This is a genomic window from Rhizobium sp. RU36D (assembly GCF_900176345.1).
Taxonomy (GTDB): domain Bacteria; phylum Pseudomonadota; class Alphaproteobacteria; order Rhizobiales; family Rhizobiaceae; genus Allorhizobium.
In genome coordinates, this window is record NZ_FWXU01000026.1 from 1 (window position 1) to 25,328 (window position 25,328).

At 61.6% G+C, this 25,328-nt stretch carries 27 protein-coding genes; 15 read left to right on the forward strand and 12 right to left on the reverse strand.

All coding sequences use genetic code 11. The features are described 5' to 3' along the window. The first annotated feature begins 79 nt into the window (after positions 1-79). Positions 80-421 (forward strand): hypothetical protein, encoded by a 342-nt coding sequence (locus B9A97_RS23770; protein WP_143530681.1) that lies wholly within the window; start codon positions 80-82, stop codon positions 419-421. A 31-nt stretch (positions 422-452) separates the two neighbouring features. Here B9A97_RS23770 and B9A97_RS23775 read toward each other — a convergent pair whose 3' ends face one another. The 6 genes from B9A97_RS23775 to B9A97_RS23800 form a co-directional block, all read right to left on the reverse strand. Then, positions 453-2,117, reverse strand: a complete 1,665-nt coding sequence (locus tag B9A97_RS23775; protein WP_084368313.1) for a urocanate hydratase — start codon at positions 2,115-2,117, stop codon at positions 453-455. A 23-nt stretch (positions 2,118-2,140) separates the two neighbouring features. Next, entirely contained in the window at positions 2,141-2,470 is a 330-nt protein-coding gene (locus B9A97_RS23780) for a TfoX/Sxy family protein (RefSeq protein ID WP_084368314.1), read from the reverse strand. Between the two features lie 12 nt (positions 2,471-2,482). Beyond that, positions 2,483-3,583: a DUF917 domain-containing protein gene (locus B9A97_RS23785; protein WP_084368315.1), complete on the reverse strand. Its 1,101-nt coding sequence runs from the start codon at positions 3,581-3,583 to the stop codon at positions 2,483-2,485. Beyond that, a complete protein-coding gene (locus B9A97_RS23790; RefSeq protein WP_084368316.1) occupies positions 3,564-4,847 on the reverse strand; it encodes a Zn-dependent hydrolase in 1,284 nt (427 codons plus the stop codon). Before B9A97_RS23790 ends, B9A97_RS23785 begins: the two co-directional genes overlap by 20 nt. Continuing rightward, positions 4,844-6,226, reverse strand: a complete 1,383-nt coding sequence (locus B9A97_RS23795; RefSeq protein ID WP_084368317.1) for a dihydroorotase — start codon at positions 6,224-6,226, stop codon at positions 4,844-4,846. The genes B9A97_RS23790 and B9A97_RS23795 overlap by 4 nt, the downstream gene beginning before the upstream one ends. 68 nt (positions 6,227-6,294) lie before the next feature. Next, complete coding sequence (locus B9A97_RS23800; RefSeq protein ID WP_084368318.1) at positions 6,295-7,749, reverse strand: cobyric acid synthase; 1,455 nt, start codon at positions 7,747-7,749, stop codon at positions 6,295-6,297. A gap of 245 nt (positions 7,750-7,994) precedes the next feature. On the opposite strand from B9A97_RS23800, the gene B9A97_RS29915 reads away from it, so the two are divergent. The 5 genes from B9A97_RS29915 (at position 7,995) to bmt (ending at position 13,242) form a co-directional block, all read left to right on the forward strand. After that, positions 7,995-8,138: a hypothetical protein gene (locus B9A97_RS29915; protein ID WP_179145382.1), complete on the forward strand. Its 144-nt coding sequence runs from the start codon at positions 7,995-7,997 to the stop codon at positions 8,136-8,138. A gap of 749 nt (positions 8,139-8,887) precedes the next feature. Next, on the forward strand, positions 8,888-9,886 hold the full coding sequence (locus B9A97_RS23810; RefSeq protein ID WP_084368320.1) for an ABC transporter substrate-binding protein: 999 nt from the start codon (positions 8,888-8,890) through the stop codon (positions 9,884-9,886). 241 nt (positions 9,887-10,127) lie between these two features. Further along, positions 10,128-11,039, forward strand: a complete 912-nt coding sequence (locus tag B9A97_RS23815; RefSeq protein WP_084368321.1) for an ABC transporter permease — start codon at positions 10,128-10,130, stop codon at positions 11,037-11,039. Next, entirely contained in the window at positions 11,032-12,084 is a 1,053-nt protein-coding gene (locus B9A97_RS23820) for a quaternary amine ABC transporter ATP-binding protein (RefSeq protein WP_084368322.1), read from the forward strand. Before B9A97_RS23815 ends, B9A97_RS23820 begins: the two co-directional genes overlap by 8 nt. 141 nt (positions 12,085-12,225) lie before the next feature. After that, entirely contained in the window at positions 12,226-13,242 is a 1,017-nt protein-coding gene (gene bmt / locus B9A97_RS23825; protein ID WP_084368323.1) for a betaine--homocysteine S-methyltransferase, read from the forward strand. A 73-nt stretch (positions 13,243-13,315) separates the two neighbouring features. On the opposite strand, the gene B9A97_RS23830 is transcribed toward bmt, so the two are convergent. After that, on the reverse strand, positions 13,316-14,329 hold the full coding sequence (locus tag B9A97_RS23830; protein WP_179145383.1) for a hypothetical protein: 1,014 nt from the start codon (positions 14,327-14,329) through the stop codon (positions 13,316-13,318). Positions 14,330-14,575: 246 nt separating this feature from the next. Here B9A97_RS23830 and B9A97_RS23835 point away from each other — a divergent pair, with 246 nt between their 5' ends. After that, positions 14,576-16,288, forward strand: coding sequence for an O-linked N-acetylglucosamine transferase, SPINDLY family protein (locus B9A97_RS23835; protein WP_084368325.1), 1,713 nt, complete (start codon positions 14,576-14,578; stop codon positions 16,286-16,288). 54 nt (positions 16,289-16,342) lie between these two features. Then, positions 16,343-16,696, forward strand: a complete 354-nt coding sequence (locus B9A97_RS23840; protein WP_084368326.1) for a hypothetical protein — start codon at positions 16,343-16,345, stop codon at positions 16,694-16,696. Between the two features lie 7 nt (positions 16,697-16,703). Here the strand turns inward: B9A97_RS23840 and B9A97_RS23845 are convergent, their stop codons facing one another. After that, complete coding sequence (locus B9A97_RS23845; RefSeq protein WP_084368327.1) at positions 16,704-17,549, reverse strand: phosphodiester glycosidase family protein; 846 nt, start codon at positions 17,547-17,549, stop codon at positions 16,704-16,706. Between the two features lie 118 nt (positions 17,550-17,667). Here B9A97_RS23845 and B9A97_RS23850 point away from each other — a divergent pair, with 118 nt between their 5' ends. Continuing rightward, positions 17,668-18,378: a ParA family protein gene (locus B9A97_RS23850; RefSeq protein WP_084368328.1), complete on the forward strand. Its 711-nt coding sequence runs from the start codon at positions 17,668-17,670 to the stop codon at positions 18,376-18,378. A gap of 1 nt (position 18,379) precedes the next feature. Here B9A97_RS23850 and B9A97_RS23855 read toward each other — a convergent pair whose 3' ends face one another. Together B9A97_RS23855 and B9A97_RS23860 are read right to left on the reverse strand one after the other, a co-directional pair. Beyond that, entirely contained in the window at positions 18,380-19,081 is a 702-nt protein-coding gene (locus B9A97_RS23855; RefSeq protein ID WP_084368329.1) for a ferredoxin, read from the reverse strand. A gap of 101 nt (positions 19,082-19,182) precedes the next feature. Next, complete coding sequence (locus B9A97_RS23860; protein WP_084368330.1) at positions 19,183-20,745, reverse strand: trimethylamine methyltransferase family protein; 1,563 nt, start codon at positions 20,743-20,745, stop codon at positions 19,183-19,185. A gap of 252 nt (positions 20,746-20,997) precedes the next feature. On the opposite strand from B9A97_RS23860, the gene B9A97_RS23865 reads away from it, so the two are divergent. Further along, positions 20,998-21,699 (forward strand): corrinoid protein, encoded by a 702-nt coding sequence (locus B9A97_RS23865; protein WP_084368331.1) that lies wholly within the window; start codon positions 20,998-21,000, stop codon positions 21,697-21,699. Between the two features lie 54 nt (positions 21,700-21,753). Here B9A97_RS23865 and B9A97_RS29920 read toward each other — a convergent pair whose 3' ends face one another. Beyond that, on the reverse strand, positions 21,754-21,900 hold the full coding sequence (locus B9A97_RS29920) for a hypothetical protein (protein ID WP_179145384.1): 147 nt from the start codon (positions 21,898-21,900) through the stop codon (positions 21,754-21,756). A 36-nt stretch (positions 21,901-21,936) separates the two neighbouring features. Further along, positions 21,937-22,098, reverse strand: a complete 162-nt coding sequence (locus tag B9A97_RS23870) for an entericidin domain-containing protein (RefSeq protein ID WP_084368386.1) — start codon at positions 22,096-22,098, stop codon at positions 21,937-21,939. Positions 22,099-22,115: 17 nt separating this feature from the next. On the opposite strand from B9A97_RS23870, the gene B9A97_RS23875 reads away from it, so the two are divergent. From B9A97_RS23875 to B9A97_RS23895, 5 genes are all read left to right on the forward strand, one after another. Beyond that, positions 22,116-22,739 (forward strand): DUF1638 domain-containing protein, encoded by a 624-nt coding sequence (locus tag B9A97_RS23875; RefSeq protein WP_084368332.1) that lies wholly within the window; start codon positions 22,116-22,118, stop codon positions 22,737-22,739. A 152-nt stretch (positions 22,740-22,891) separates the two neighbouring features. Continuing rightward, positions 22,892-23,539, forward strand: a complete 648-nt coding sequence (locus B9A97_RS23880) for an exopolysaccharide biosynthesis protein (protein WP_244564342.1) — start codon at positions 22,892-22,894, stop codon at positions 23,537-23,539. A 10-nt stretch (positions 23,540-23,549) separates the two neighbouring features. After that, complete coding sequence (locus B9A97_RS23885) at positions 23,550-24,338, forward strand: formyl transferase (RefSeq protein ID WP_244564343.1); 789 nt, start codon at positions 23,550-23,552, stop codon at positions 24,336-24,338. Between the two features lie 98 nt (positions 24,339-24,436). Next, entirely contained in the window at positions 24,437-24,739 is a 303-nt protein-coding gene (locus B9A97_RS23890) for a virulence factor (RefSeq protein WP_084368334.1), read from the forward strand. After that, a complete protein-coding gene (locus B9A97_RS23895; RefSeq protein WP_084368335.1) occupies positions 24,732-25,328 on the forward strand; it encodes a methylenetetrahydrofolate reductase C-terminal domain-containing protein in 597 nt (198 codons plus the stop codon). The genes B9A97_RS23890 and B9A97_RS23895 overlap by 8 nt, the downstream gene beginning before the upstream one ends.

The following is a 25,328-nucleotide window of genomic DNA, read 5'->3' on the forward strand; positions in this document are numbered from 1 at the left end:
CGCTTGGAACAGGCTCGTCGATCAGCCGTGGAAGATCATGTCCATCGGAACGCGCGATTGGGCGCATCGGTCATGATCCGTGCACGTTGGTATTACCCGCATTAGCGTGGCTGCGCCTTGGCTTGAGATACCCTTAGGGTTGCAGCAAAAAATTGACATCGTTCTTTCTTCAGACAGCAAGAAACGAAGCCGCCTTTCCCAAGGGTTGACCAATGTCAGCAGCCTGATCTGGCTTGATATCAACGAACTGCAGGCAGCGTTCCAGGGGCGCGGTTGCGATTTCGTAAAGGCTGGTTTTCGCGAACTAGATAGTCAAAAGCGCGAAAATCTGGCGGCTTTCACACTTCAGTTCCAGTCTAGTGCGAATATCTACGGCGACATTCAAAAATCACTTCTCTCAAAGCATTGTCCAAATGATTGAGACATAAGGACGCGGCAGTGACAATTTAACACTATCGATGCAACCGGATATACGGCACGTCCTTCGACTCGATCTCCTCCAGCGATTCCTCATACCCCGCATCGGCATAGCGAATGACCCCGATTGCCGTGTCATTGGTCAGCGCGTGGTCCAGCCGTTCGCGCGCCGCCTGCGTGCCGTCGGCGATGACGGTCACGCCGGCGCTGGTCATGTAGCCGGCATAGCCGCCGCCGCCGGAATGGACCACGACCAGATCGGCCATGGAGGAGCACAGCATCATCGCATCGAGCAGCGGCCAGTCGGCAATCGCGTCTGATCCGTCCTTCATGCCCTCCGTCATGATGTTCGGATGGGACATGGCGCCGGCATCGAGATGGTCGCGCGAAAAGGCGATCGGCCCTTTCAGCTCGCCTGAGGCGACGAGTTCGTTGACCCGCAGAGCCAGCGCCGTGCGCTCCAGATGGCCAAGCCAGGCAATGCGGGCCGGCAGGCCCTCGAACGGAATATTGTCCCGCGCCAACCTTATCCAGTTGGTGATGATCCTGTTGTCCGGAAACATATCCAGAAGGAGATCGTCGATCCGGGCGATATCGCTTTCTTCCCCAGAGGTCGCCATCCAGCGGAACGGGCCGATGGCGCGGGCAAACAGCGGGCGCAGATAGGCCTGGGTGAAGATCGGGATGTCGAAGGCATTGTCGACCCCGCCTTCGCGGGCCTGGGTGCGGATCAGGTTGCCGTTGTCGAACACTTCCGCTCCCCTGTCCTGGAATGTCAGCATCGCCTTGACGTGCTCGACGATCGAGGCCCGGCTCGCCGCCATCAACTGGCCCTGCCCGTCCTCGCGCAGGCGCTTCACCTCATCAAGGCTCATGCCGCGCGGCACATAGCCATAGACGAGGTCATGGGCAGAGGTCTGGTCGGTGACGATATCAGGCGTGATGCCGCGCCGTACGATCTCCGGATAGATATCGGCGGCATTGCCGACGAGACCGACCGACAGCGCCCGCTTTTCCCGCACGGCAGCGTCAATCATCTCAAGCGCCGCATCGAGATCAGGCGCGATCTCCTGCAGGTAGCCGATCGCCTTGCGCTTGATCGCTCGATCCGCATCGACATCGATGCACAGGATCGCAGCACCGGCCATGCGGCCGGCGAGCGGCTGCGCCCCACCCATGCCGCCAAGCCCGGCGGTCAACACGAAACGCCCGGCAAGATCGCCGCCGAATCGCTTCTCTGCAATGCGCATGAAGATCTCGTAGGTGCCCTGGATCACACCCTGGCTGCCGATATACTGCCAGGCGCCGGCCGTCAGCCCGCCCCAGCAGATCAGGCCCTTGCGCTGCAGCTCGTAGAAATACTCAGCCTTGGCCCACTGCCCGACGATGTTGCAATTGGCCATGATGACCAGCGGCGCCTTGGCATGGGTTTTCATCAACCCGACTGGCTTGCCGGACTGGATCAGCAGCGTCTGGTTCTCGTCCATCTCCAGAAGCGTCTTGACGATGGCCGCATGGGCCGGCCAGCTGCGCGCCGCCTTGCCGAGCGCGGCATAGACGATGAGGTTATCCGGGTCCTCGCCGACGGACAGGACGTTTTCCAGCAATCGGAGAATAGCCTCCTGCCGCCAACCCTTCGCCCGGAGCTCGGGGCCGCCGGGGATGGGAAACTTCGGATGGCGCGGATTGTCTTTCGGCATGGATGATCCTCTGGAGGATGGCGTTACTTGGCCGGCAGGCCGTCAACGAATTGAATGGCGGCGGCGATCAGCCTTTCGCGCATGTCCGGGTCGGGATGCACGCTGGCACCAGCCCGCACCCAGCCCACCATAGGCCGGACGCCGGAATAGAGCGGCTCGATCCCGGGCACGGCAAGCGCCCAGCCATCGTTTCCCTTGCCAAGCCTAACCAGCAGCCCCTCGGTGCCGGTGCAACACAGCAGATTGCCGTTCATCATGAAAGCGAGGCCGCCGAACATCGGCTTTTCCTCAAGCCGCGGCAGGCCGGAAAGCCTCTGCCGTACGATCTCCTCCAGATCCCGATCCCTTGCCATGTCCGCCGCCCCTCAGCTCTTCTTTCCCGCCAGGGCATATCGGGCAATCTCGATGCCCAGGGCCTTCTCGCAGATCGGGTAGACGCTCGGATCGAGCACACTCGACGACAGCGGTATGATATCCATGGGAACGTGAAGCACGAAGACCGTCATGCCGACCGAAAGCTCGCCGACGCTCATCGGCACACCCTCGGGCGAAAGCGTCGTGATAACCGAGGGGAATGTCGCCTTGCGTGCGCCTCCGGCATCCTCGACCGCCATGTATTCGTTCATCACATGCAGCGTCATGGCCTTGTCGCCGGACCCGATCACCATGGTGCCGATGTCGAAGGCCTCGTTGGTGTAGACCACGTTTTTCGCGGTGATCTCGCCCTCGGCCAGGATATGCCCGCCTGTCGTCTTGCAGATCGCGTCGATCACCGCATGGCCGCCGATCTTCTCAGCGGCGATAATCGCCTCGCCCAGATCAAGCGCCATGGAGATGCCGCCGAGCGCTGCGTTGGCACGCACATAGGCAGCCGGCAGGGGATTGCGGCAGGAGGCGATGAAGCCGCCGGACTGGTCGGCGGCGGTCCTGAGGATCGGCGAGATCTTGGCGGTGGCGCCACGCACGACCAGCTCGATATAGCGATTGTCGGCCCGGTTGCCGCCGACTGCGGTCTGGATCATCGGCGCGGGATTACCGGCCATGCCGATCGATCCCATGTCCCCGGTGGGATGGGCCCTGATGTCGCCCACTGCATCCACCACCTTGGTGCCGAGGATGGCTGAGGGCAGCCAGCCGTTCAGCGTCGAGGACTTGCCATTCTGGCCAATGATCAGCCCTGACAGGGGCGAGCCAAGCTCCCGCTGCAACAATTGCACGGCCTTCACATAGTCCACGCCCTGCATTTCCCAGGGAGTGGTGGAGGCCGGCGCGCCGATGGCGGCGGCTGTTGCCACCCAGTCGTCATCGTTGAGCTCATCGATGGATACCAGTTCCGGCTTGCCGGCATTGACCGCCGCCAGGCCCAGCATGCGGCCATGATGCGCCCAGCCCCCGCCGCCCGATGCATACACCGCGCCGCCCTTGACGGCTGCCTCTACATCCTTCTCAACCAGTATGCGTCCCATCGGCGATCTCCTGATCCAAAAGCCTGTTGTCGATCTCGATCACCGCCTCGTAAAGGACTGCCGTCCCCAAAGCGATTTCCGCGATCTCCGTATATTCATCAGCGCAATGGCTGCGCCCGCCCCGGCTGGGCACGAAAACCATGGCCGCAGGTGCAACCCGCGCGATCCAGGCCGCATCGTGCCCGGCGCCGGATGCCATGAAGCGATGCCTGGCGCCGATCTTGTTTGCGGCCCCCTCAAGCACATCGAGCAGCCCCTTGTCGCAGGGAAAGGGCGGATTGTCCGAAACCCTGACCGGCGGTGCCGCGGAGATCCCGCTGCCGTCATTGAGCTTCGCCACGGCTTCCGAAAGCCAGGTGGCAAAGGTTTCTATGTCAGGACGAAGTTCGGCTCTGGCATCGATCAGCAGCCGCACATGCGATGGCACGACATTGGCGGCATTCGGCAGCATCCGGAACTCGCCCACCGTCGCGGCGAAGTGGCCTGGCGTCGCCGATAGTTGCAACCCCACCTCACGGATATCCTGGACCAGCCGTGCGGCGGCCACCAGCGCATCGGCGCGGCCCGTCATCGGCGTCGTGCCGGCGTGATCTGCCCGACCTTCAATCACAACTTCGAATCGCGTGACGCCCGAAATCGCCGTCACGAGGCCGACCGCAAGCTTTTCGTTTTCCAGCACCGGGCCTTGCTCGATATGCAGTTCCAGAAACGCGGATATGTCGCGCCGCTTCTGGTCCATGACACGCGTCGCATCGCCGCCCACGCCGTCCAGTGCGGCGCTCAGCACCTCACCGTCATTCACCCGGTCGAGCCACGCGCCAGGCAACTGTCCGGTCATGCCGCGGCTGCCGATGCAGGACACACCGAACGGGCTCACCTCCTCCGCCAGGAAATCGACGATCTCCAGGTCGTGCGCCAGCGTCACGCCCCGATCCTTCAGCGCCCGCGCCAGTTCCAGCGCCGCCACCACGCCGGCAATCCCATCGAATCGCCCGCCGTCAGGCACGGTATCCGAGTGCGATCCCAGCATGATCACGCCTGGACGGTCTTCCGTGCCCTTGCGCTTACCAATGAGATTGCCAGCCGAATCTATCCGCGTCTCGAGCTCCGCTTCTTCCATGCGGCGCTTCAGATAGGCCCGGCCTTCGAGAAATAACGGCGAAAACACCCGCCGAGTCCACGGCCGACCAGGCTCCGTGATGGCGGCGAGCGCGTCGATATCCTCTGATATCCGAGCCGCGTCGACAGGCAGATTGCCGCTCACGCCTGAGCTCCCGCGATCACGCGCCGCTCCGGAGGCCGCACGAACCGCGCCGAGCCCGGCTCGGCAAGCACCGTGGTGCCGTCATAGACCAGCTTACCCCGCAGATAGGTGCCGGCCACCCTGTAGGGCAGTTCAACGCCATCGAAGGGCGACCAGCCCGCGACATTGTTGCCGGTTTTTGCCGCCTCATAGACGTAAGGTTCAGGCGTCAGCACGGTGATATCAGCGTCGCGACCCGGCGTCAGCGCGCCCTTGATATGGTCAAGGCTGAAATGCCGCGCCGGATTTTCCGCCATCAGCTTCGCCCCCCAGGTCAGCGGCACGCCGCGTTCGAGCGCACCTTTGACGAACAGCGGGATCATCGTCTCCAGCCCCGGAAGGCCTGAGGCATTGGCCAGCATGTCCGGATTGGTCTTGCGATCGATCGACCAGCTGACATGGTCTGTCGAGAGCAGCGTGACATTGCCATTGGCGAGCTGTCGCCACAGCTTTTCCACCTCCGCCCGCGGCCGGATCGGTGGATTGCACTTGGAGCGGCCGCCAAGCCGCCGGGCATCGTTTTCCTCGTCCAGCATCAGATAGTGGATCAGGCACTCCACCGTCGCCTGATAACCCTGCGCTCGATATCCCGCGGCGATCTCGTAGCCACGACCGAGCGAACAATGCACGACATGCGCCGGGCAGCCAGTCGCGACGCCGATCTCGTAGATCTCGGTCATCGCCAGCAGCTCGGTGAGCGGCGGTCGTGACAGTCCATGCGCGCGCCAGTCAGTAATGCCCGACGCCTTCACCCTCTCCATGGCGGCGCGCACATATTCGTCGTTCTCGTTGTGCACGCCCGCCGTCAGACCCGTGCGTGCCACCTCGGCAAAACACTCAGCCATCAAGGGGGCAGATATTCGCGGAAAACGCTTGGGATCGGTACCGAAGGTGGAGAACTTGAAAGCAGCCACGCCCGCTTCGGCCTGCTCGGCAATGCGAACCGCGCCCTCGAGCGGATCAACCGTGCCATATAGCGCGAAATCGACCCGCGCCTGGGCGCCGGCATGGGCGATCTTGCGCTTCACCGCATCGGCAGAGCAAATCAGGTCCCCCTCGTCATAGGGCATGTCGACGATCGTCGTCACGCCACCGGCTGCGGCGGTGCGGGTCGACCAGATGAAATCCTCCTGGTTCTTCTGCGACAGCGAGTGCACCTGGGCGTCGATCGCACCGGGAAAAATCAGGGCCTCGCCGAGCAAATGCCGTTCCCGCGCCTGCGGGGGTGTGCCCTGCCCAACCTCCTTGATCACGCCTTCGGCGACGGCCACATATCCCTTCTCGACCATGCGGTCCGGCAGCACGACATGTCCCTGAAGTACCAGATCGAAATCGGCCATCTCGCTTCCCTCGCCCGCCGGCACTTGATGCCTCTCTGCGTTGCGCAGGAATGCCGGTCGGCCGCAGTCTATCCGAACAATCGCGCCAGCCAATCCGCCGAAAGCGACTTTTCCAGTTCCACCGACAATTCGTCGAGTGCTGCATCGACGCTTTGCCGATAGTTCGTCCCGCCGCCGCTGATCCCGAAGCTCTCCAGAAGCTTGGCGCGATAGGTGTCGCTGGTGAACAGGCCGTGCAGATAGGTGCCCATGGTCAACCCATCGCCGGAGATCGCCCCGTCAGGTCGTCCGTCGATGATCACGGCAGGCCGTTGGCAATCTGAACCTTGAGTCAACCCGAGATGGATCTCATAACCCGAAAGAGCCACCGCATATTCGCCCGAGATGGCCGTACTGTTGCGAACTGTCTTTTCCGGAGCCATCTCGGTCTCGACATCAAGCAGGCCCAAGCCATCGATTTCCGCCGTGTCGCCTTCGATCCGCAGGGGATCGAGCACCTTCCGGCCGAGCATCTGATATCCGCCGCAAATGCCGATCACGCGTCCGCCGCGACGATGATGGGCGATGATCTGCCGGTCCCAGCCCTCGGCCTTCAGATCACGCAGATCAGCGATGGTCGATTTCGAGCCGGGCAGGATCACGAGCCCCGCATCCGCCGGCAGCGCTTCACCCGATCGCACGAAACAAAGTTCGATCGCCGGCTCCGCCATCAACGGATCGAGGTCATCGAAATTGGCGATGCGCGGCAGCACGGGCACAGCCACTTTCAGTGCCCCCTTGGCCGAGCGCGTCAGCCGCTCCAGCACGACGGAATCCTCCGCCGGTAGCTTCCGAGCGCTCGAAAGCCATGGGACGATGCCGAAGCACGGCCAGCCGGTAAAGCCGCCGATCGCGTCCACGCCCTCCGAAAACAGCGATATGTCGCCGCGGAACTTGTTGATGATATAGCCCGTGATCATCCGCCGATCCTCATCAGACAGGATGGCATGGGTACCCACAAGCGACGCAATGACCCCGCCACGATCGATGTCGCCAACCAGCACCACCGGCACATCGGCACGGGTCGCAAACCCCATATTGGCGATGTCGCCTGCCCGCAGATTGATCTCGGCGGGCGACCCTGCCCCCTCGACGATGACAAGATCGGCGCCCTCGGCGGTCGCTTCGTAACTCTGCAGAACGGCATCGAGCAGTTGCGGCTTCAGCCGCTGATAGTCGCGGCCCTTGGCAGAACCGAACACCTTGCCCTGGACGATGACTTGGCTGCCGATCTCCGACTGTGGCTTCAACAGCACCGGATTCATATGCACGGATGAAGGCGTGCGGCAGGCCAATGCCTGTAGCCACTGCGCCCGTCCGATCTCCCCGCCATCATCGGATACGGCAGCATTGTTGGACATGTTCTGCGGCTTGAAGGGGCGCACGGCAAGGCCGCGATTGGCCGCGAGCCGGCACAGACCCGCGACCAGTATCGTCTTTCCGACATCCGAGCCCGTCCCCTGCAGCATGATGGCTTTTGCCATGTATTAACCCCGCTCAAAATTTGTTCACGCAGACTTCGTTGCTTCGCCGCGTTTTCGCCATTTTCTGGCCATCCCCGAGGGTCAAAATGCGTCAAATCTAGGCATCGGAAACGGAATGGCGTTCGATTGTCGTTTTGCGACATTTCATGGCGATTCCCTCCCTTGCGAAACTGTCCGCAGACAATTATCTGACAGCTGAAATCAAGCAAATCGCCCGGACGCGGTTCCGGCCCGGAGGTCACCCAATGCTCTATATCTTCGCTCGGAACAATAGCCTGCAGATCGCCTGGGGTTCGCAGGCACCGCGCAAGTCGGTCGAGAGCCGCAATGCCCAGCTCGATACGACGATTGCCCGCCTCGGCTTTGTGCGCACCCGCAACGCCGGCTGATCGGGGCGGCAACACGCTCAGGCAGGCGAAATAGCTGCCGAGATGCGGTTACTGGAATAGATTGAGAATTTGACGTGCCGCGCATCATGCGCGGCATTTTCGTGTGACCATCATGGAACGCACATGAGGCAATCAGCTGACATCCCTTGACGGAATTGCTGTTCCTCGAAACGAGGGCCGTCCGGCACGCACTACCTGAGCCGGAGGCACTGACGGCGATCAACTGCAGTGAAAAGAGCTTTAGCCGCTCATGGTTACCGGATCGTTAGCGGGAGGCTAAAAAATATTTTTTGCGACTTGAGCATTTTTTCCCGGCCGTGATTTTCTGCCCGCCATGGCGTTGCTGGAATAGGAAAAGTCTCGTTTCGGGCGTGACTTTTAGGCTCGCTGTGATCCTTCGTCTGTTAGGCATGCCGAGGCGCCAAACGATTTGGCATTTGCCTCCGGATTCGGGCGCGAAACGTGCCATAGCAAGGGCTTATCGCCTTCACAGGTGCATGTGGGGCCGCGTCGGGCGGTTGATTTCTTCCGCGGAAACCGTAGGCTTGCCGCATGTTGGTAAGGATCATCGCATCTGCGACGGGGTTCCGCAGGCTAAAAACAAGGTCCAGCCAATCGAGGCAATGTGCGCCATAGAACCTCTGCGTCAGGCGCGCTGATGTCGACCAGCCTTTGGAGTGCCAGGGAACGCAGTGCCCGGCATCAACCGTATCGAGAAGCTGCAGATTAAGACTGGGAGGTCTTAGCTCATGAAGAAGCTTATCGCTTCCACCATCCTCGCCTCCGGCCTCTATGCAATGGCCGGCTCCGCACAGGCCGCAGATTGCGGTGACGTCTCCATCGCGGAAATGAACTGGGCATCGGCCGGCGTTGCGGCCTATGTCGATAAGATCATCCTGGAAAGCGGCTATGGCTGTAAGGTCACGGTCGTCACGGGCGATACCATGCCGACCTTTGCGTCCATGAACGAAAAGGGCGAGCCTGACGTCGCGCCTGAAATGTGGGTCAACGCCGTTCGCACGCCGCTTGATACCGCAATTTCCGAAGGTCGCCTGATGCAGCTGGCTCCGCTCCTGAGCGACGGCGGCGTTGAAGGCTGGTGGATACCCAAGTTCCTGGCGGATGCGCATCCTGATATCAAGACGGTCCAGCAGGCGCTTGAGCATCCCGAGCTGTTCCCGGCTCCGGAAGACAAGTCCAAGGCCGCCGTACACAACTGCCCGTCGGGCTGGAACTGCCAGATCTCGACCGCCAACCTCTATCGGGCACTGAAGGCCGACGACAAGGGCTTCACCCTGGTCGATACCGGCTCGGCTGCCGGCCTCGACGGATCGATCGCGAACGCCTTCGAAAAGAAGACCGGCTGGCTCGGCTACTACTGGGCACCGACCGCCATTCTCGGCAAGTACGAGATGGTGCGCCTTGGCTTTGGCGTGGAACACGACAAGGCCGATTGGGACAAGTGCACCGCCGTTCCGGACTGCCCGGATCCGAAGGTCAACTCCTATCCGGTCTCCGACGTCTACACCATCGTGACCAAGGGCTTCTCAGAGAAGGCCGGCGTTGCCATGGACTACTTCAAGACCCGCAAGTGGGACAACCAGACGGTCGGCAAGGTTCTCGCCTGGATGGACGCAAACCAGGGTTCCAACGAGGATGCAGCAGAGCACTTCCTCAAGGAATATGAGGCGATGTGGACCACCTGGGTCAGCCCCGACGTGGCTGCAAAGGTCAAGGCCGCGCTCTGAACCCCCAATGCCAGGTGACGGACAGGCTTGCCTGTCCGTCACTCATTCTTGATTGTTTGCCCTCTTTTAGGGCAAATGCAGCAAGTACGGCCTGCAACGTCGCAGACAGAAAAGCTGCCTTCGGCACCTTCCCTAGGATAGCCTGGCGGGCGGCACGCGTGGCGTGGCAAAGATCCGCTTCGGCATCCGTGGCCCAAGTGGTCCGGCCCGCTGAAAAAAGTGGCGAGAAAAGGGGAACGTAATGGCCACCACCTGCAGCTATCTGCCCGATATCCTATGCGAATTTCCGGAGATAGACGAAGACCTGATGCGCGTCGTCAAGCGCACGATCGATAACGAATTCAAGGCTTTTGTCCGCGCGTCGGGCGACATCATCGACATTGTCAAGCAGCCACTTCAGCTGTTCCTGAACGCACTCGAAAACTTCTTCGTCGAAACGCCCTGGATCATCATTCTGCTGCTGATGGTCGCAGTGATCTGGTTCGTGAGCCGCAACATCAAGATCACCCTCGGTGCGGCCATTTCCATGGTTCTGATTGGTGCTGTCGGCCTCTGGGAAGACACGATGGTCACCCTCTCGATGGTCACGGTCTGTACCCTCATCTCCATCCTGCTCGGCATACCCGTCGGCATCCTCATGGCGCGCTCCGACCGGGTCCAGGGCGTGGTCAATCCGATACTCGACGTGATGCAGACCATGCCTAGCTTCGTCTACCTGATCCCCGTCGTCATGATCTTCGGCATCGGCAAGGTTCCGGGCCTGATCGCAGTCGTCATCTATGCCGTGCCGCCGATGATCCGCCTGACCAATCTCGGTATCCGGCTCGTTGACCGCGAAGTGCTGGAGGCCGCCGACGCCTTCGGTTCCTCCAATCGACAGAAACTGTTCAACGTGCAGATACCCTTGGCGCTTCCGACCATCATGGCCGGCATCAACCAGACCATCATGATGTCGCTTGCCATGGTCGTCGTGGCCTCGATGATCGGCGTCGGCGGTCTCGGCAAGAACGTGCTGCAGGCGATTGCCAACCAGTTCTTCACCGTCGGTTTCCTCAACGGCTTCGCCCTTGTTGCCATCGCCATCATCTTCGACCGCGCCAGCCAGGCCTATGGTCGGCGTCTGCAGAAGCACACGGAGGTCATCCATGGCTAGTCATGGCATCGAAATTCGCAATCTCTACAAGATTTTCGGACCTGATGGCGGCGCCTTCGTCGATCTTGTCAAGCAGGGCATGAGCAAGGCCGAGCTCAACGAGAAGCACGGCCATGTGCTCGGGTTGAAGGACATCAACATCTCCATGCCGGCGGGTGGCATTACCGTCGTGATGGGCCTGTCCGGCTCCGGCAAATCGACCTTGATCCGGCACATCAACCGGCTGATCGAACCGACCTCGGGCGAAGTGCTCTATGACGGGGCTGACATCTGCAAGATGGACCAGGCGCAGCTACGCGAATTCCGGCGCCACAAGACGGCCATGGTGTTCCAGAAATTCGCCCTGCTGCCCCATCGAACCGTCATGGAAAACACCGTCTACGGGCTTGATATCCAGGGCATCGACCGGGCCGAAAGCACTAGGAAGGGCCAGTACTGGATCGAGCGTGTCGGCCTTGCCGGCTTCGAAAATCACTATCCCAACCAGCTTTCGGGTGGCATGCAGCAGCGCGTTGGCCTGGCGCGGGCACTGACCAACGACGCCGACATCCTGTTGATGGACGAGGCCTATTCAGCGCTCGATCCGCTGATCCGCGTCGACATGCAGACCGTTCTGCTCGACCTGCAGCAGGAGTTAAAGAAGACAGTCGTCTTCATCACCCACGATCTCGACGAGGCGCTGAGGCTTGGCGACAAGATCGCAATCCTGCGCGATGGCAAGGTGGTCCAGCAGGGGTCGGGCCAGGATATCGTGCTGCGTCCGGCGGACGACTACATCACAGCCTTCGTCAAGGAGGTCAATCGCGGCCGCGTCATCCAGCTGCGCACCATCATGCGGCCGCTGGACGGTCAGCCGGAGGCGCTCACCCTTCCGGCGGACACCGTGCTGGAGGCCGCGGCCAAGGTCATGACGACATCGGGTCACTCGACAGCAACCGTCGTTGATCCGAAGGGGCATCCCGTTGGCCTGATAGACCTGCAAGGCATCATTTCAGCGATGGTGACGCCCACAAGCCATGCGGACAGGCCGATCGCCGCGGAATAGCGCTTAAGGCTAACCGGAGCGGTTGATGTCGCTCCGGAACCTCGCCCTGCCGCATTCGCAATGCTGCAGGGCGCATTTCAGCGTTGATGCGACATAAAGAATTCTTTATATGATTGACGCTTTCCAACCGAGGATACCGTCATGACAGCAAGCACCAATCCCCTGTCCGATCTGCTGGCCGAGAAGGGCGTGCTGCTGGCCGATGGGGCAACCGGCACCAATCTGTTCGCCGTGGGTCTGGAAGCGGGTGACGCGCCGGAACTGTGGAACGAGACACAGCCGGAGAAGATCACCAAGCTGCACCAGGATTTTGTCGATGCCGGCGCCGATATCATTCTCACCAATTCCTTCGGCGGCACCAGCCACCGGCTGAAGCTGCATCACGCCCAGGACCGCGTGTTTGAACTGAACAAGAAGGCCGCCGAAATCGCCCGCGCCGTTGCCGAGAAGGCACCGCGCAAGGTCATCGTTGCCGGCTCGGTTGGCCCGACGGGGGAACTGTTCGAGCCGATGGGCTCGCTGACCCATGATGCGGCCGTGGCTGCCTTCGTCGCGCAGATGGAAGGCCTGAAGGCTGGCGGCGCCGACGTCGCCTGGATCGAGACCATGTCATCGGCGGAAGAGATCCGCGCTGCGGCGGAAGCGGCCGTCAAGGTCGGCCTGCCCTATACCTATACCGGCTCGTTCGACACCGCGGGCAAGACCATGATGGGCCTCCCGCCCAAGGAGATTCACGGCGTTGCCGGCGATATCGGCGATGGTCCGGTCGCCGTCGGCGCCAATTGCGGCGTCGGTGCCTCCGACATCCTGTCGAGCCTGCTCGACATGACCGAGGCCGATCCCAACGCCACCGTGATCGTCAAGGGCAATTGCGGTATTCCGGAATATCGCGGCGCGGAGATCTACTATTCCGGCACGCCGCCGCTGATGGCGGATTATGCCCGCCTCGCCCGCGACGCTGGCGCCCGCATCATTGGCGGCTGCTGCGGCACCTCCTGCAACCATCTCGCTGCCATGCGCCAGGCTCTCGACAGCTATACGCCGGGCCCTCGCCCGACCATCGAAACGATTGTTGAACGTATTGGACCGATGCGCAACAAGACGGCATCGGAAGGCCCGGCTGAAGGCTCCCGCGAACGCCGGGGCCGTCGTCGCTGACAGGCGCATAAATCCAGGCATAAAAAAACCGGCCGTCACGCGCGGCCGGTTTTTTGTTGGTCAGAAGATAGCCTCACATGCCTTGGAACGCATGTTTGACGAAAGCGACATAGCGGTCTTTCAGGCCCGGCTGGATCCGGTCAACCATCATCAGCGCGATCTGGAATTGGGTGAAGCTATCGCGCTCCTCCAGCACCATGCTGGCGAGATGCCGCATCGCGCCGTCGTAGTTTTCTGGGTTTTCCGCGATCTGCTGCACGAAGCTGCCAAGGAAGATATTGACGATATCCTTGCTCAACCGCTGCCGCTCGTCCTGGGATAGCGGCGTGCCGCCCCGCGTCGCGAAAATGAAGATATCGAGGAACTGCAGCAGCTTCTCATAGGTTTCCGGATGGGGCGGCAGGCCTACGCTCGTATAGGCCGCCTCAGTCAACGCGCTGATCTTCTCCGCACTGTCCCATTTCGCCATGTTGTAGCGATAGACGGTGCTGGGATCGTGGGCGAATTTGCCATAGGCCGCAAGTGCCAGCAGAATGGCCCAATCGCCGTAATTGCCCTTGGTCGGATGAGCCTCTGCATAAAGCTTCAACACAGATGCAAATACGTCGCGCCGGTAGATGGAGTGGAAGGACCCATTGTCGCCATGGGCCTGCTCTAGATAGCCAATCATCCGCCCTCCGGCCTCGTCGGCCGTGATCTCGAAGGCCTTGTGCCGCTCCATGCCCAGCGCTTCGGAGAAACTGATCGTCACGGGCGTGACGCCGACATAATCGAAGGGCAGGTCCGAGAGGTCGAAGGCAGGCTGTGCCGGATCGATTAGGATCTGGTCGTCATCGCCCATCGGCATCACGAGAAGTGTCGGCGCTGCAGCGATTGCTGCTTCAATATTCAGGCGCGCATCGTCGTTATCCTGGGCAAGATAGATCAGCGGCGCACCAATGCTTTCGAGCCAGGCACGCTTCTCGGGATCACCCGAATTGTCCGAGACCACCAGGAGCGCGTCTCTCGCCCGGCAATAGGCCAGCGCGCTTTCGATGGCGAGGCGCGAACCGGCAAGGTTGCGATGGCTGGGCATACAGATGGTCAATTCGGGCATCATCCGGCTCCGTTTGTTGGCGATGGAACCCTGGCTCGGAAATGCGCGGCACCGCCTATGCGAATCGATAGAATATGATGCCAGACTTTCCATTCGCATCCATGAAGTCAACTGGATAGCCCGCATGACAGCCGCTGGCATGAAGGACCCGAAAGTTTTGCAAAAGCCTCGCGGTTTATCCCTCCGGCAAACCCAGAGCCCAACCGCCGCCACCCCTAGAGATTGCCGGAAGAGCCCATGCTGAAAAACGCCATCGCCGCCTATCAGAAGGGTGACTATCGCCAGTGCCTGAAACTGCTGGCGCCGACGCTTGCCGGAGCCAAGGTGGATCCGAAGCTGCTGCTAATGGCCGCCCAGAGCAATGTCAAGCTCAACAACATGGAAAAGGCCGCCGAACTGTATGCCCGCGCGGCAGCGGTCGATCCGAAGAGCCGGCGCATGCTGACCCTGCTCGCTGCCCGTACCTATCAGCGCGCCGGCCGCCAGGCCCAGGCCTTGCGGCTCGCCCGTGAAGCCGTTCGAGACGGTGCTTTCGATATCGAGGCGGAGAACACCTATAGGCAGTTGCTTCGCTCCCAACTGTGCCTTGGCGAACTCGAAGCGCAGGACGCCCATCTGCTGGCCCTGATGAAGGCAGGCGAAGCTTCCGCCTTCGCTGTCGACGATCCCCATGACCACATCATGTGGTGCGACGACGAGGCGCTGAATGCCCGCATCAACAGGATGCATGGCGGCACCGCCTTTACGCCCCAGTCCCAGGCCAACCGACGCGCCTTGCCCCACACCTTTGGTGACCGGATTCGTGTCGGCTACCTCTCCAACGATCTTTCCGACCAGCATGCCACCATGCGGCTGTTCCAGGGCGTGTTGCTGCATCACGACCCCAAGAAATTCGACGTCACCCTGTTCTGCTATACCAGTGATGCGGTGATCGCGACCGATCAGGGACTGCGACCCCGCTACGGCCGCATCACCCGGATCGGCGATCTCGACGACGCCAAGGCGCGCGAGGTCATTCGCGCGGCGGGGATCGATATTCTTGTCGATCTGAAAGGCCACACCAAGGACGCGCGCGTGAGCCTCGTCAACAGCGGCCTGGCGCCGATCCAGGTCGCCTATCTCGGTTTTCCCGGCTGCGGCACAGGTATCGACTGCGATTATGTCATCGGTGATTCCATCGTCACGCCGGAAGCCTCCCAGCCCTTCTATCACGAGCGGTTCTGCCGGATGCCGGAATGCTACCAGGCCAATGACAGCGATAACAGGGTGCTGCCGCCGCCGGCCCGTCGCGCAGACCTTGGATTGCCTGGGGATGCCGTTGTCATCGCCTCGTTCAATGCCACCAAGAAGATCACCCCGCTTACCGCCAAGCTCTGGGCCGAGGTGCTGCGAGCCGTTCCAAATGCTGTTCTCTGGATGATGTGCGACGATCTCGATGCGCGATCCAATTTCACCGCCTACATGGGCGACCACGGTGTGTCCCCCGAACAGATCATCTTCACCAGCAGGGCCGGATATCCGGAGCATGTCGCACGCCTGCAGGCGGCGGACTTCGCGGTGGACAGTTTCCCGACCAACGGCCACACAACCACATCGGATAAACTCTGGGCCGGCCTTCCCGTGGTCACGCGCCGCGGACGCAATTTCACCTCGCGCGTATCGGAAAGCCTGCTGACGGCGCTCGGTGTCCCAGAGCTCGTGGCGGAGGATGATCGCGGCTTCGTCGAGCTCAGCATCGCCCTGGCGCGCGATCCCGTGCGCTTGGCCGAGATCAAGGCGCGGATCGCCGACAATCGCTTTCGCTCGCCCCTGTTCGATACCGAGCGCTTTACCCGGCACTTGGAGCAGGCCTACGAGATCATGGTGGATCGCAGGATCAAGGGGCTTCCGCCTGCTGCCTTCGACGTGCCGCGCTTGCCGCTGCGCGCGGTTCCGTTTCGTCAGGCTTGATGCCGTGGACGCTTTGCCCTATCCCGACACTATATTAGATTCGTGAGAGATAGAATGACGCCTGCCCAGACCACGTTTCCAGACCGCGACAGCGTTGCAGACAAGCTCGGCAGCTTTGCCGAGAGCGATCAGTCCTTCCTGAAGCTGCTGTTTGAAAACCCGGCCCAGGACGATGCGCTGCTGGAGGGGCTCTTCGCCTATCTGGAGCGCGCCGCCGAAGCCCGCTTCCTCAATTCTCTGAAGCTTGGCAAGACGGGCGAGTGGATCGGCAACAACGCCCCTGCCCGCCTGCAGATCCGCCTGGCGGAAGTCGCCCGCTCCAGCCAGCACGCCGCCTTCATCGCCTTCAAGGACGGCCTAACCCGCTCCGGCGGCATGGAGCGCGCCTATCCCAAGGCAAAGATCTGAGACTTGCTCATCTGATGAGATCGCTGACGGCGATGATCGGCCCCATCGGAAAAAGCCGGTCATTGCGGCCCATCTCTGGCGCGTAAAGGCTTGATATCGTACCGTCGAGATAGAGCGCATCCGCGCAGCCCAGCCGGTCGCGGAAGAATGTCGCGAAGTCGTGAAAGCGCACAGTGCCCTCGGAGATCACGAAGTGCACCTTGCCCTCGGCATCCACGCCGACGCCGTTGCGCCGCTTGAAACTGTCGCTGTCGGCCAGGAATTTCGGATGCAGCTTGCCTGACATGACCAGCATCGGTCCGGACTGGGTGGCAAAGTCGGGAGTGATCTGCGACGCCTGATAGCGAGCCGTCTCCATCACCCCCGCCGTCTTCCCCTTGATGTAGAAAACACCGTTGGGCTTGAGGTGGAAATTGCCGTAGCCTGAGCGCGTGCTGATCGCCTTGCGCTCGATGCCGTATTCAACGAACAGTCCGACGGGCGACAGATCGTCATGATACATCCCGCCATTCGTCGCAAACCGCAGGGTCCGCCGCTCCTTCCAGAGCTGCGCGGCGAGGCTCGAAAATCCGCCATAGGCTTGGCCGTCAGGGCCGAAATCGTAAACGCGAATCGTATCCGCTGAGGGGTCGAACGAACACACCGTGTAGCGTGTCCCGGCCTCCTCCATGATTCGGCAGGCACCCGTGCCGGCATCGGCTGCAACGGCTGATTCTCCTGCAATCGCGGCAAAAACTACGCCAACGATCCCTCCGGCCGCCGACAACACTGCCTTGAGCGCGTGCGATTGCCTTATTTCGCGCCAGCCATTTTGAGGTCGGCGCGGCAAGCCCCGGAAATTAACGAATTTCATCTGCCGTTTACCGATCCTTAACCATAAGTGCCAAAATTATTCTCCAGCAGCATGCAACGAGCGCTGCGTTACCGGAGCGATGACTTGGCTCGACCCGATTTATTTAAGGGGAACCGATATGCCAGTAATTACTTTTGCGAATACCAAGGGCGGCGCGGGCAAGACGACTGCGACGTTGATTGTAGCCTCCGAATTGCTGCGCCGTGGCCAGCGCGTCACCATCATCGATGCCGACCCCAGAGGCTGGATCAGCCGCTGGCATGATCTCTCCGGGCGCACCGCCCAGCTCTCGGTCATGTCGGGCATTTCGGAAGATAGCATCGAAGCCGCCGTAAGTAAGGCACGCAAGCGGGGCGGAACCATTCTGATCGACCTGCCCAGCAGCCAGGATGCCCTGCTCGCCAAGGCGATCGGTCTTGCCGATCACGTGCTGATCCCCGTACAGGGCTGCGCCATGGATGCCGCCGGCGGCGCCGAGGTGCTGGAACTGCTTCGCGAGCTTGACGAGCGTTGCGGCATCCAGATCCCCCATTCCGTGGTCCTGACCCGCGTCAACGCCGCCGTCACCACCCGCGCTCTGCAGGCGGCAAAGCAGTTCCTCGAAGAGCGCAATATCCGGACGCTGAAGCATGCAATCGCCGAGCGCGCAGCCTATCGCGACGTCTTCGGCAAGGGCGGCACCATCCAGGCCCTGAACGCGGCGGAGGTCAGCAACCTCGACAAGGCCATCGAGAACTCTGTTCGCCTGGTAGACGAGATCATGGCGCTCTTGCCCGAACGGGCGACGCGTTCTGCGACACGCAAGCCGGCTCTCAAGGCCGCAGCCTGAGTCACTGCCTGACAATAATGCTGAGAGCCTGCATGTGGAAACGCAGCTGGTCAGGCTCATAGCGGTACGAACTACCCACGGGACAGGCGGCACGCGCGGCGCATCCATGCGCCATGCAGCCGCCTTGTCCGGCGGGGCCCGCGAGATAGCTGCGACAGCGCCCCACGTCAAAAATCTCCCCCTCCAGCGCGGCTGCCGGACAGCCGGCGATGCAGGGCTTGCCTTCGCAGGTATCGCAGGGATGAACTGGGGGCACCTGCACGTCCGATTGCGGCAAGGGCGTCGCAAGACCGATCGCACCGCGATAGCCGTGCCAAAGCCCATAGTCCGGATGGATCAGGATGCCGAGCGGTGACGCCTTGATACCCTCCGCCTGCATCGCCCAGTGCTGGAATGGCTGATAGGGCGCATCGGATGGATAATAGGCCGTAGCGTCGAGAATTTGAGCGAGCGGTTCGATCACCGCCTTCGACCATGTATCGAGCGGATCTTTGCCTCCGCCATGGTCCTGGCTGCGCTGCCAGGCGCGAAATGCGGACCAGAAGGATGATCCGGCATGACCGACCAGCACGACGCAGGCCGCGCGACCGCCGCCTGCAAGCTTAGGACCATCGCCGGAAAACGCCACGACACCCCGCGTTGTCAACCCATGGGGACGAAGCGTGTCTTTAATCTGGGTCAGAATGACAGAAGGGCCGCTCATTGCGGCCCCTCGTATTTGTAATGCGGTCGCCAGACTTCCGCCTGGATCAGGTCGGCGACGTGGGCCGCTCCGCCTTGCTCCCTGGCGGTCCCGGGACCCCTTCAAGTGAAGGCGTCGGGCATGGAGTCCTTGCGGCTCTTGATATAGGCAAGCAATGCCTCGTCGATCGCGGGATCGAGCGGCGGCGCCTCATACGAATCGAGCCACGAGCGGCACAACGCGTTGGCCCGGTCTTCGATGCGCTTCTGCCCCTCGATCTCCCACTGTTCGAACGAGTTGTTGTCCATCAGCGCCGAGCGATAGAAGGCCGTCTGGAAATTGGCCTGGGTGTGGGCGCAGCCGAGATAGTGGCTGCCGGGGCCAACTTCGCGGATGGCATCCATGGCCTGGCCGTCCTCGGATAGGTCGACGCCCATCGCCATCTTCTGCATCATGCCGAGTTGGTCCTGGTCGATCATGAATTTTTCGTAGGACGATACGAGCCCGCCTTCCAGCCAGCCGGCCGCATGCAGCACGAAGTTTGTGCCGGCGAGCAGCGTCGTGTTCAGCGTATTGGCCGATTCATGCGCGGCCTGCGCGTCCGGCACCTTCGAGCCACAGAGCGAGCCACCGGTACGGAACGGCAGTTTCAGACGGCGGGCGAGCTGCGCGGCACCATAGGACACCAGCGACGGCTCCGGCGTGCCGAAGGTCGGTGCACCCGACTGCATCGAGATCGACGCCGCAAAGGTGCCGAACAGGACCGGCGAGCCCTTTCGGATCAGCTGGGTGAAGGACGCACCCGCCAGCACTTCGGCCAGGATCTGCGTCAAGGTGCCGACCACGGTCACGGGGCTCATCGCGCCCGAGAGGATGAAGGGCGAAACGACGCTCGCCTGGTTGTGCCGGGCATAGACCTTGAGCGCGCCTAGCATGGTCTCGTCGAACACCATCGGCGAGTTGGCGTTGATCAGGTTCAGCGTCACGCAGTTGTTTTCGACGAAATCGTCGCCGAAGACCATCTTGGCCATGGCGACCGTATCCTCGGCGCGCTCAGGCGCGGTGACGGATCCCATGAACGGCTTGTCGGAATACTTGATATGGCTGTAGATCATATCGAGGTGGCGCTTGTTGACCGGCACGTCGACCGGTTCGCACACCGTGCCACCCGAAGAATGGATCGAGGGCGCCATATAGGCGAGCTTCACGAAATTGCGGAAGTCTTCGATGGTCGCGTAGCGTCTGTTGCCTTCCAGGTCGCGAACAAAGGGCGGGCCATAGACCGGGGCAAACACAGTCGCATTGCCGCCGATGCGCACGTTGCGCTCGGGATTACGCGCATGCCAGGTGAACTCGCTCGGCGCGGTCTTCAGCAATTCGCGGCAGAGCCCCTTCGGGAAGTGCACGCGCTCGCCCTTGACGTCGGCGCCGGCTTCCTTCCAAAGCGCCAGCGCCTCGGCGTCGTCTCGAAACTCGATACCGATCTCCTCCAGCACCGTATCGGCATTGCGCTCGATCAGCTCAAGGCCTTCCTCGTCCAGCACTTCATAGACGCCGATCTTGCGCTGGATGTAAGGCAGCGACGGCCCTGCCCCGCCGCCCGTGCGCGACGCACGCCGCGCAGCCGCCCCGCGCCCCTCGCCGCGTGCCCGGCGCCCGCCTGATGTTTGTGAAGTGTCGTCCATCTCGTTGTTTCCTCACTGATGCGCAAGTCGTGCTCGCTGATATAGCCCATGCTATTCCAATTCCGCAGCGAAACATTCCTTAAAGCGCCAACCACTTGCATGGGACAGACATCGGTGATCCGATACCGTCGCTTTTCAGGGTGGGCGCGTCGCTTTCGAAAAGGGATTTTCACGAACTTGAGGTTTAACTACGCTTCAGGCAGTCTGCATCGACTGTACGAGTAAATCGCCAACCGAATCGGGAAGCCAGACATGTCAGACGACGAAATCATTCTTGAGGACCTTTCCGACGAAGAGCTTGTGCAGCAGATGCACGATGACCTCTATGACGGCCTGAAAGAGGAAATCGAGGAGGGAACGAAGATCCTCCTGGCGCGCGGCTGGACGCCCTATGATGTCCTGACCCAGGCCCTGGTGGAAGGCATGCGCATCGTCGGCATCGACTTCCGCGATGGCATTCTATTCGTTCCGGAAGTTCTTCTCTCGGCCAATGCGATGAAGGCGGGCATGACGATCCTGCGCCCGCTGCTCGCCTCCACCGGCGCGCCCAAGCAGGGCAAGATGGTCATCGGCACCGTCAAGGGCGACATCCACGACATCGGCAAGAACCTGGTCGGCATGATGATGGAAGGCGCAGGCTTCGACGTCGTCGATCTCGGCATCAACAATCCGGTCGAGAACTATCTGGAAGCGATCGAGCGCGAGCAGCCTGATATTATCGGCATGTCGGCGCTTCTGACCACGACCATGCCCTATATGAAGGTCGTGATCGACACGCTGAAGGAAAAGGGCATGCGCGACGACTATATCGTGCTGGTCGGCGGCGCGCCGCTGAACGAGGAGTTCGGCAAGGCTGTCGGCGCTGATGCCTATTGCCGCGATGCGGCAGTGGCGGTTGAGACCGCCAAGGAGTTTATCAGCCGCAAGCACAACCGGCTTGGCGCCCGCGCCTGAGGCAGGAACACGAAACGCACGGCGTTTTTTGGGCGCCGTGCGTTTCCCCTTAAATCATCGCAGGACGATCTGAGCCGTATCGACTCCAGCTTGTCGGCCTGAAACGCCGTTTTCGGCAGGCCAGAAAGCGGATGCTGTCCCGGCAAGAACCGCTACCAGCATGTAGATCGCCGAGAATTTTGCGACTGAGGTCATGGTCATGGCGTGATCGTCCTCTACCGACACATTGCGGAGCGTTTAGCGGGCGGCCCGCTCGACCTTGCGGCCGGCATCCTGGGTCGCGTCGACCGCATTGGCCGTGTCGGCACCGACGCCGCGGATGGTGTTGCCGCAGCCGCTGAGGCTGACAACGGATGCAAAAAGGGCAATGGCAAGCGTAACTTTGGCGGTGCTCATGATGATCTTCCCCGGTTGAAATGGAACAGTTTGATCTGTCTGCCCCACAACGCACCAATTCGGAAAAGGTTCACGTCATCGCTTGCGGCGCGATTGCGCGCGAAGTGCTGGCGGTAACCCGCCTCGAGCAATTGCCCCATATCGAGCTGCAATGCCTGCCGGCAATCTGGCACGCCTACCCGCAGAAAATCGCTCCCGGCGTTGAGCAGGCCGTCACCGAGGCGCGCGCAAACGGCGCAACCCGGATCTTTGTCGGCTATGCCGATTGCGGCACCGGCGGCCTGCTGGACCAGGTCTGTGACCGCCTCGGCGTGCAGCGCCTCGCTGGCCCGCATTGCTACTCGTTTTTCTCTGGAAACGACGCCTTCGCGTCCAATGCCGATGATGACGTGACCTCGTTTTTCCTCACGGATTTTCTCGCCCGCCAGTTCGAAGCCTTTGTCATCGAACCGCTCGGGCTGGATCGGCATCCGCAACTGCGTGACATGTATTTCGGCAATTATCAGAAGGTCGTCTATCTCTGTCAGCAAGAGGATCCCGACCTCATGCAGAAAGCCCGGGCGGCGGCGGATTATCTGGGGCTTGCCTTCGAATACCGCTTCACCGGCTATGGCGACCTCCAGACGGAGCTTGTCGCACTGTAAGGTCTAGTACTCTTCGCTGCCCTTTTCCCTGATTAATCGCCTGTTGACGCTGCCGTTAAAATACGCCTGATGCTTCCTCTCGCTTTAAGGCCTTTACAACCGCTTTGTTGCACTCTCGGCTCAGGTCAAGCATGCAACAAAAGGCAAAAACAGTGACCAACAGGGCGGCAGCATCAGCATCGGACTTCACCCATGCCGGCGAAAAACACCAGCCGGAGCATCTCTCGGACCTCCTGGTACGGCTGGCCCGAACCACCGATCGCAAGGTCACCATCCGCGATGTCGCAATCGCCTTGCAGGATCGCTCCTTCGGAGCCTTTCTGCTGGTCTTTACGCTTCCCAACCTCGTTCCGCTGCCTCCGGGGGCAACCTTCATCCTCGGGTTGCCGCTGATTTTCATTTCCTGGCAGATGTTCGCCTCTGCCCAGGGTCGCGTCTATTTTCCCCGCAGGGTCGGCGACTACGGGCTGGAGCCCCAGACATTCGAATTGATCGTCGCGCGGCTGGTACCCTGGCTGCGGCGGGCGGAAAAGCTGGTCGTTCCGCGCTTCTGGTTCCTCGAAAGCCGGTTTGCCGAGCGCCTGATCGGCATTCTCGCCCTGATACTTGCCGTCGTGGTCTTCTTGCCCATCCCGCTCGGTAACTGGCCGCCGGCCTTTGCGCTCGCCATCATCGGCTTCACCCATTCGCAGCGGGACGGCATCGGCGTCATCGTCGGATGTGTCCTGGGCTTGGCCTCCATCGCGCTGGCCGCCTTCGTCGTATGCACCGCTGGAGCGCTGCTGGCTCTGATTTTCTGAGAGGCCTTCGATGTCGACCGATCCGACCTCCCACGCGAAAGCGACGATCCTCGTGATGACGGCCGGCGGCGCCAATCCCGCGATCGTCATCAACGCGCTCAGCGCCCGCTGGCCTGATGTCCACGTGATCCAGGAGCATCCGGAATCCAAACTTGAGATCTGGCGCCGGCGGGCGCGACGGCTCGGTCCGCTACAGGCCACCGGACAACTGGCCACCATGATCGCGTCCCGACTTTTGAAGAAGGCGGCGAACAAACGCATGGCGGAAATCTGCCACCAATACGGCGCCCAGCCGGTGCTCAATCCGGCCATTCCGGTGCATCACGTCGGCTCGATCAACGATGGCAAGGCGCTGGATCTTGTCCGGACGATTTCGCCCTCCGTGGTCGTTCTGGTTTCCACGCGGCTGATGAAGCGTGCGACGCTCGCCGCCATGCCCTGCCCGGTGATCAATCTTCATGCCGGGATCAATCCCGCCTATCGCGGACAGATGGGCGGATATTGGTCGCTGGTGGAGAACGACAGAGCCAATTTCGGCGCGACCGTTCATCTCGTCGACGCGGGCATCGATACCGGCGAAACGCTTCACGAAGTCCGCCCGCAGCCGGCGAAGCAAGACTTCATCTCCACCTATCCCATGCTGCTGACCGCCGCGTCGGTTGAGATTGTCTGTCAATCCGTTGAGGAGACCCTGGAAGGCCGGCTTGCGCCGCGATCGCCATCCGGGCCGTCGCATCTGCGTTTCCCGCCCGCCATCTGGACCTGGGTCTGGCACGGCCTCACCAAAGGCATCTGGTAATTCTGTGCGACGTCGCTTTTTGCTCACTGCGACGTCGTGACAAGCGTAGTCAAACCTCCTCCTGAGGTGCATTCTCCCGTTAAAGGGAGAAGGATTTCATGGCGGACAAGATCATCGTTTACTGGCGCGACATTCCCGCCCAGGTCATCGTCAAGCAGGGTCGCCGCAGCGCCAAGCGCGAACTGTCCCTGCGCTTCACCGAGGCGATCGACATGGCCGCCATGCGCAGCGGTGCCGCCGAGTCCGGCGATTATCTGGCGGAGTGGCGCAAGGGCGATCCGACACCCGTCGGCGATGATCTGGAGGCCGAGGCCGACAAGGCCGTGTCGGAAATCGAAGACGCCTATGACAAGCCCCGCCTGGTCGCGCTGGTCCATGCCGGAGGACGCGACGATGGCTGAGCCCAAACTCGTTGATCCCGGTCCCCCAAAGAAGGGAAATGCCGCGCCGGCCGCCAAGGCCGCGACCGGCGCCTTTACACCTTCAGGCGTCTCGCCCAACCGCCGCGGCCGCCGCAGCTATACGATCCGGCTGTGGTCGGTGCGCAATTCTCGCTTCCTCGAATGGTTTTACAACCGCTTCGCCCATGCCTTCCTGCTCTTGCATCCCTTGTGGAAGGCGCTCGGCTACAACACGGTGGAGCGGCCGGTGACCTTCGTCGAGCGCAACGTCAAGGGCGTGTTGTTCGACTGTCGCATGTGCGGCCAGTGCGTGCTCTCCTCCACCGGCATGTCCTGCCCGATGAACTGTCCCAAACAACTGCGCAACGGCCCTTGCGGCGGCGTGCGCGCCAATGGCAATTGCGAAGTGGAACCGGATATGCCCTGCGTCTGGGTGCAAGCCTGGAACGGATCGCGCAACATGGCGGGTGGTGATGCTATCCTGAACGTGCAGAAGCCGGTCAATCAGTCACTGCGGGAAACCTCGTCCTGGCTGCGGGTCACGGCACAGGCGGCGGCGCTGCGGGAAACCGCGGGCAAGGATGCATGA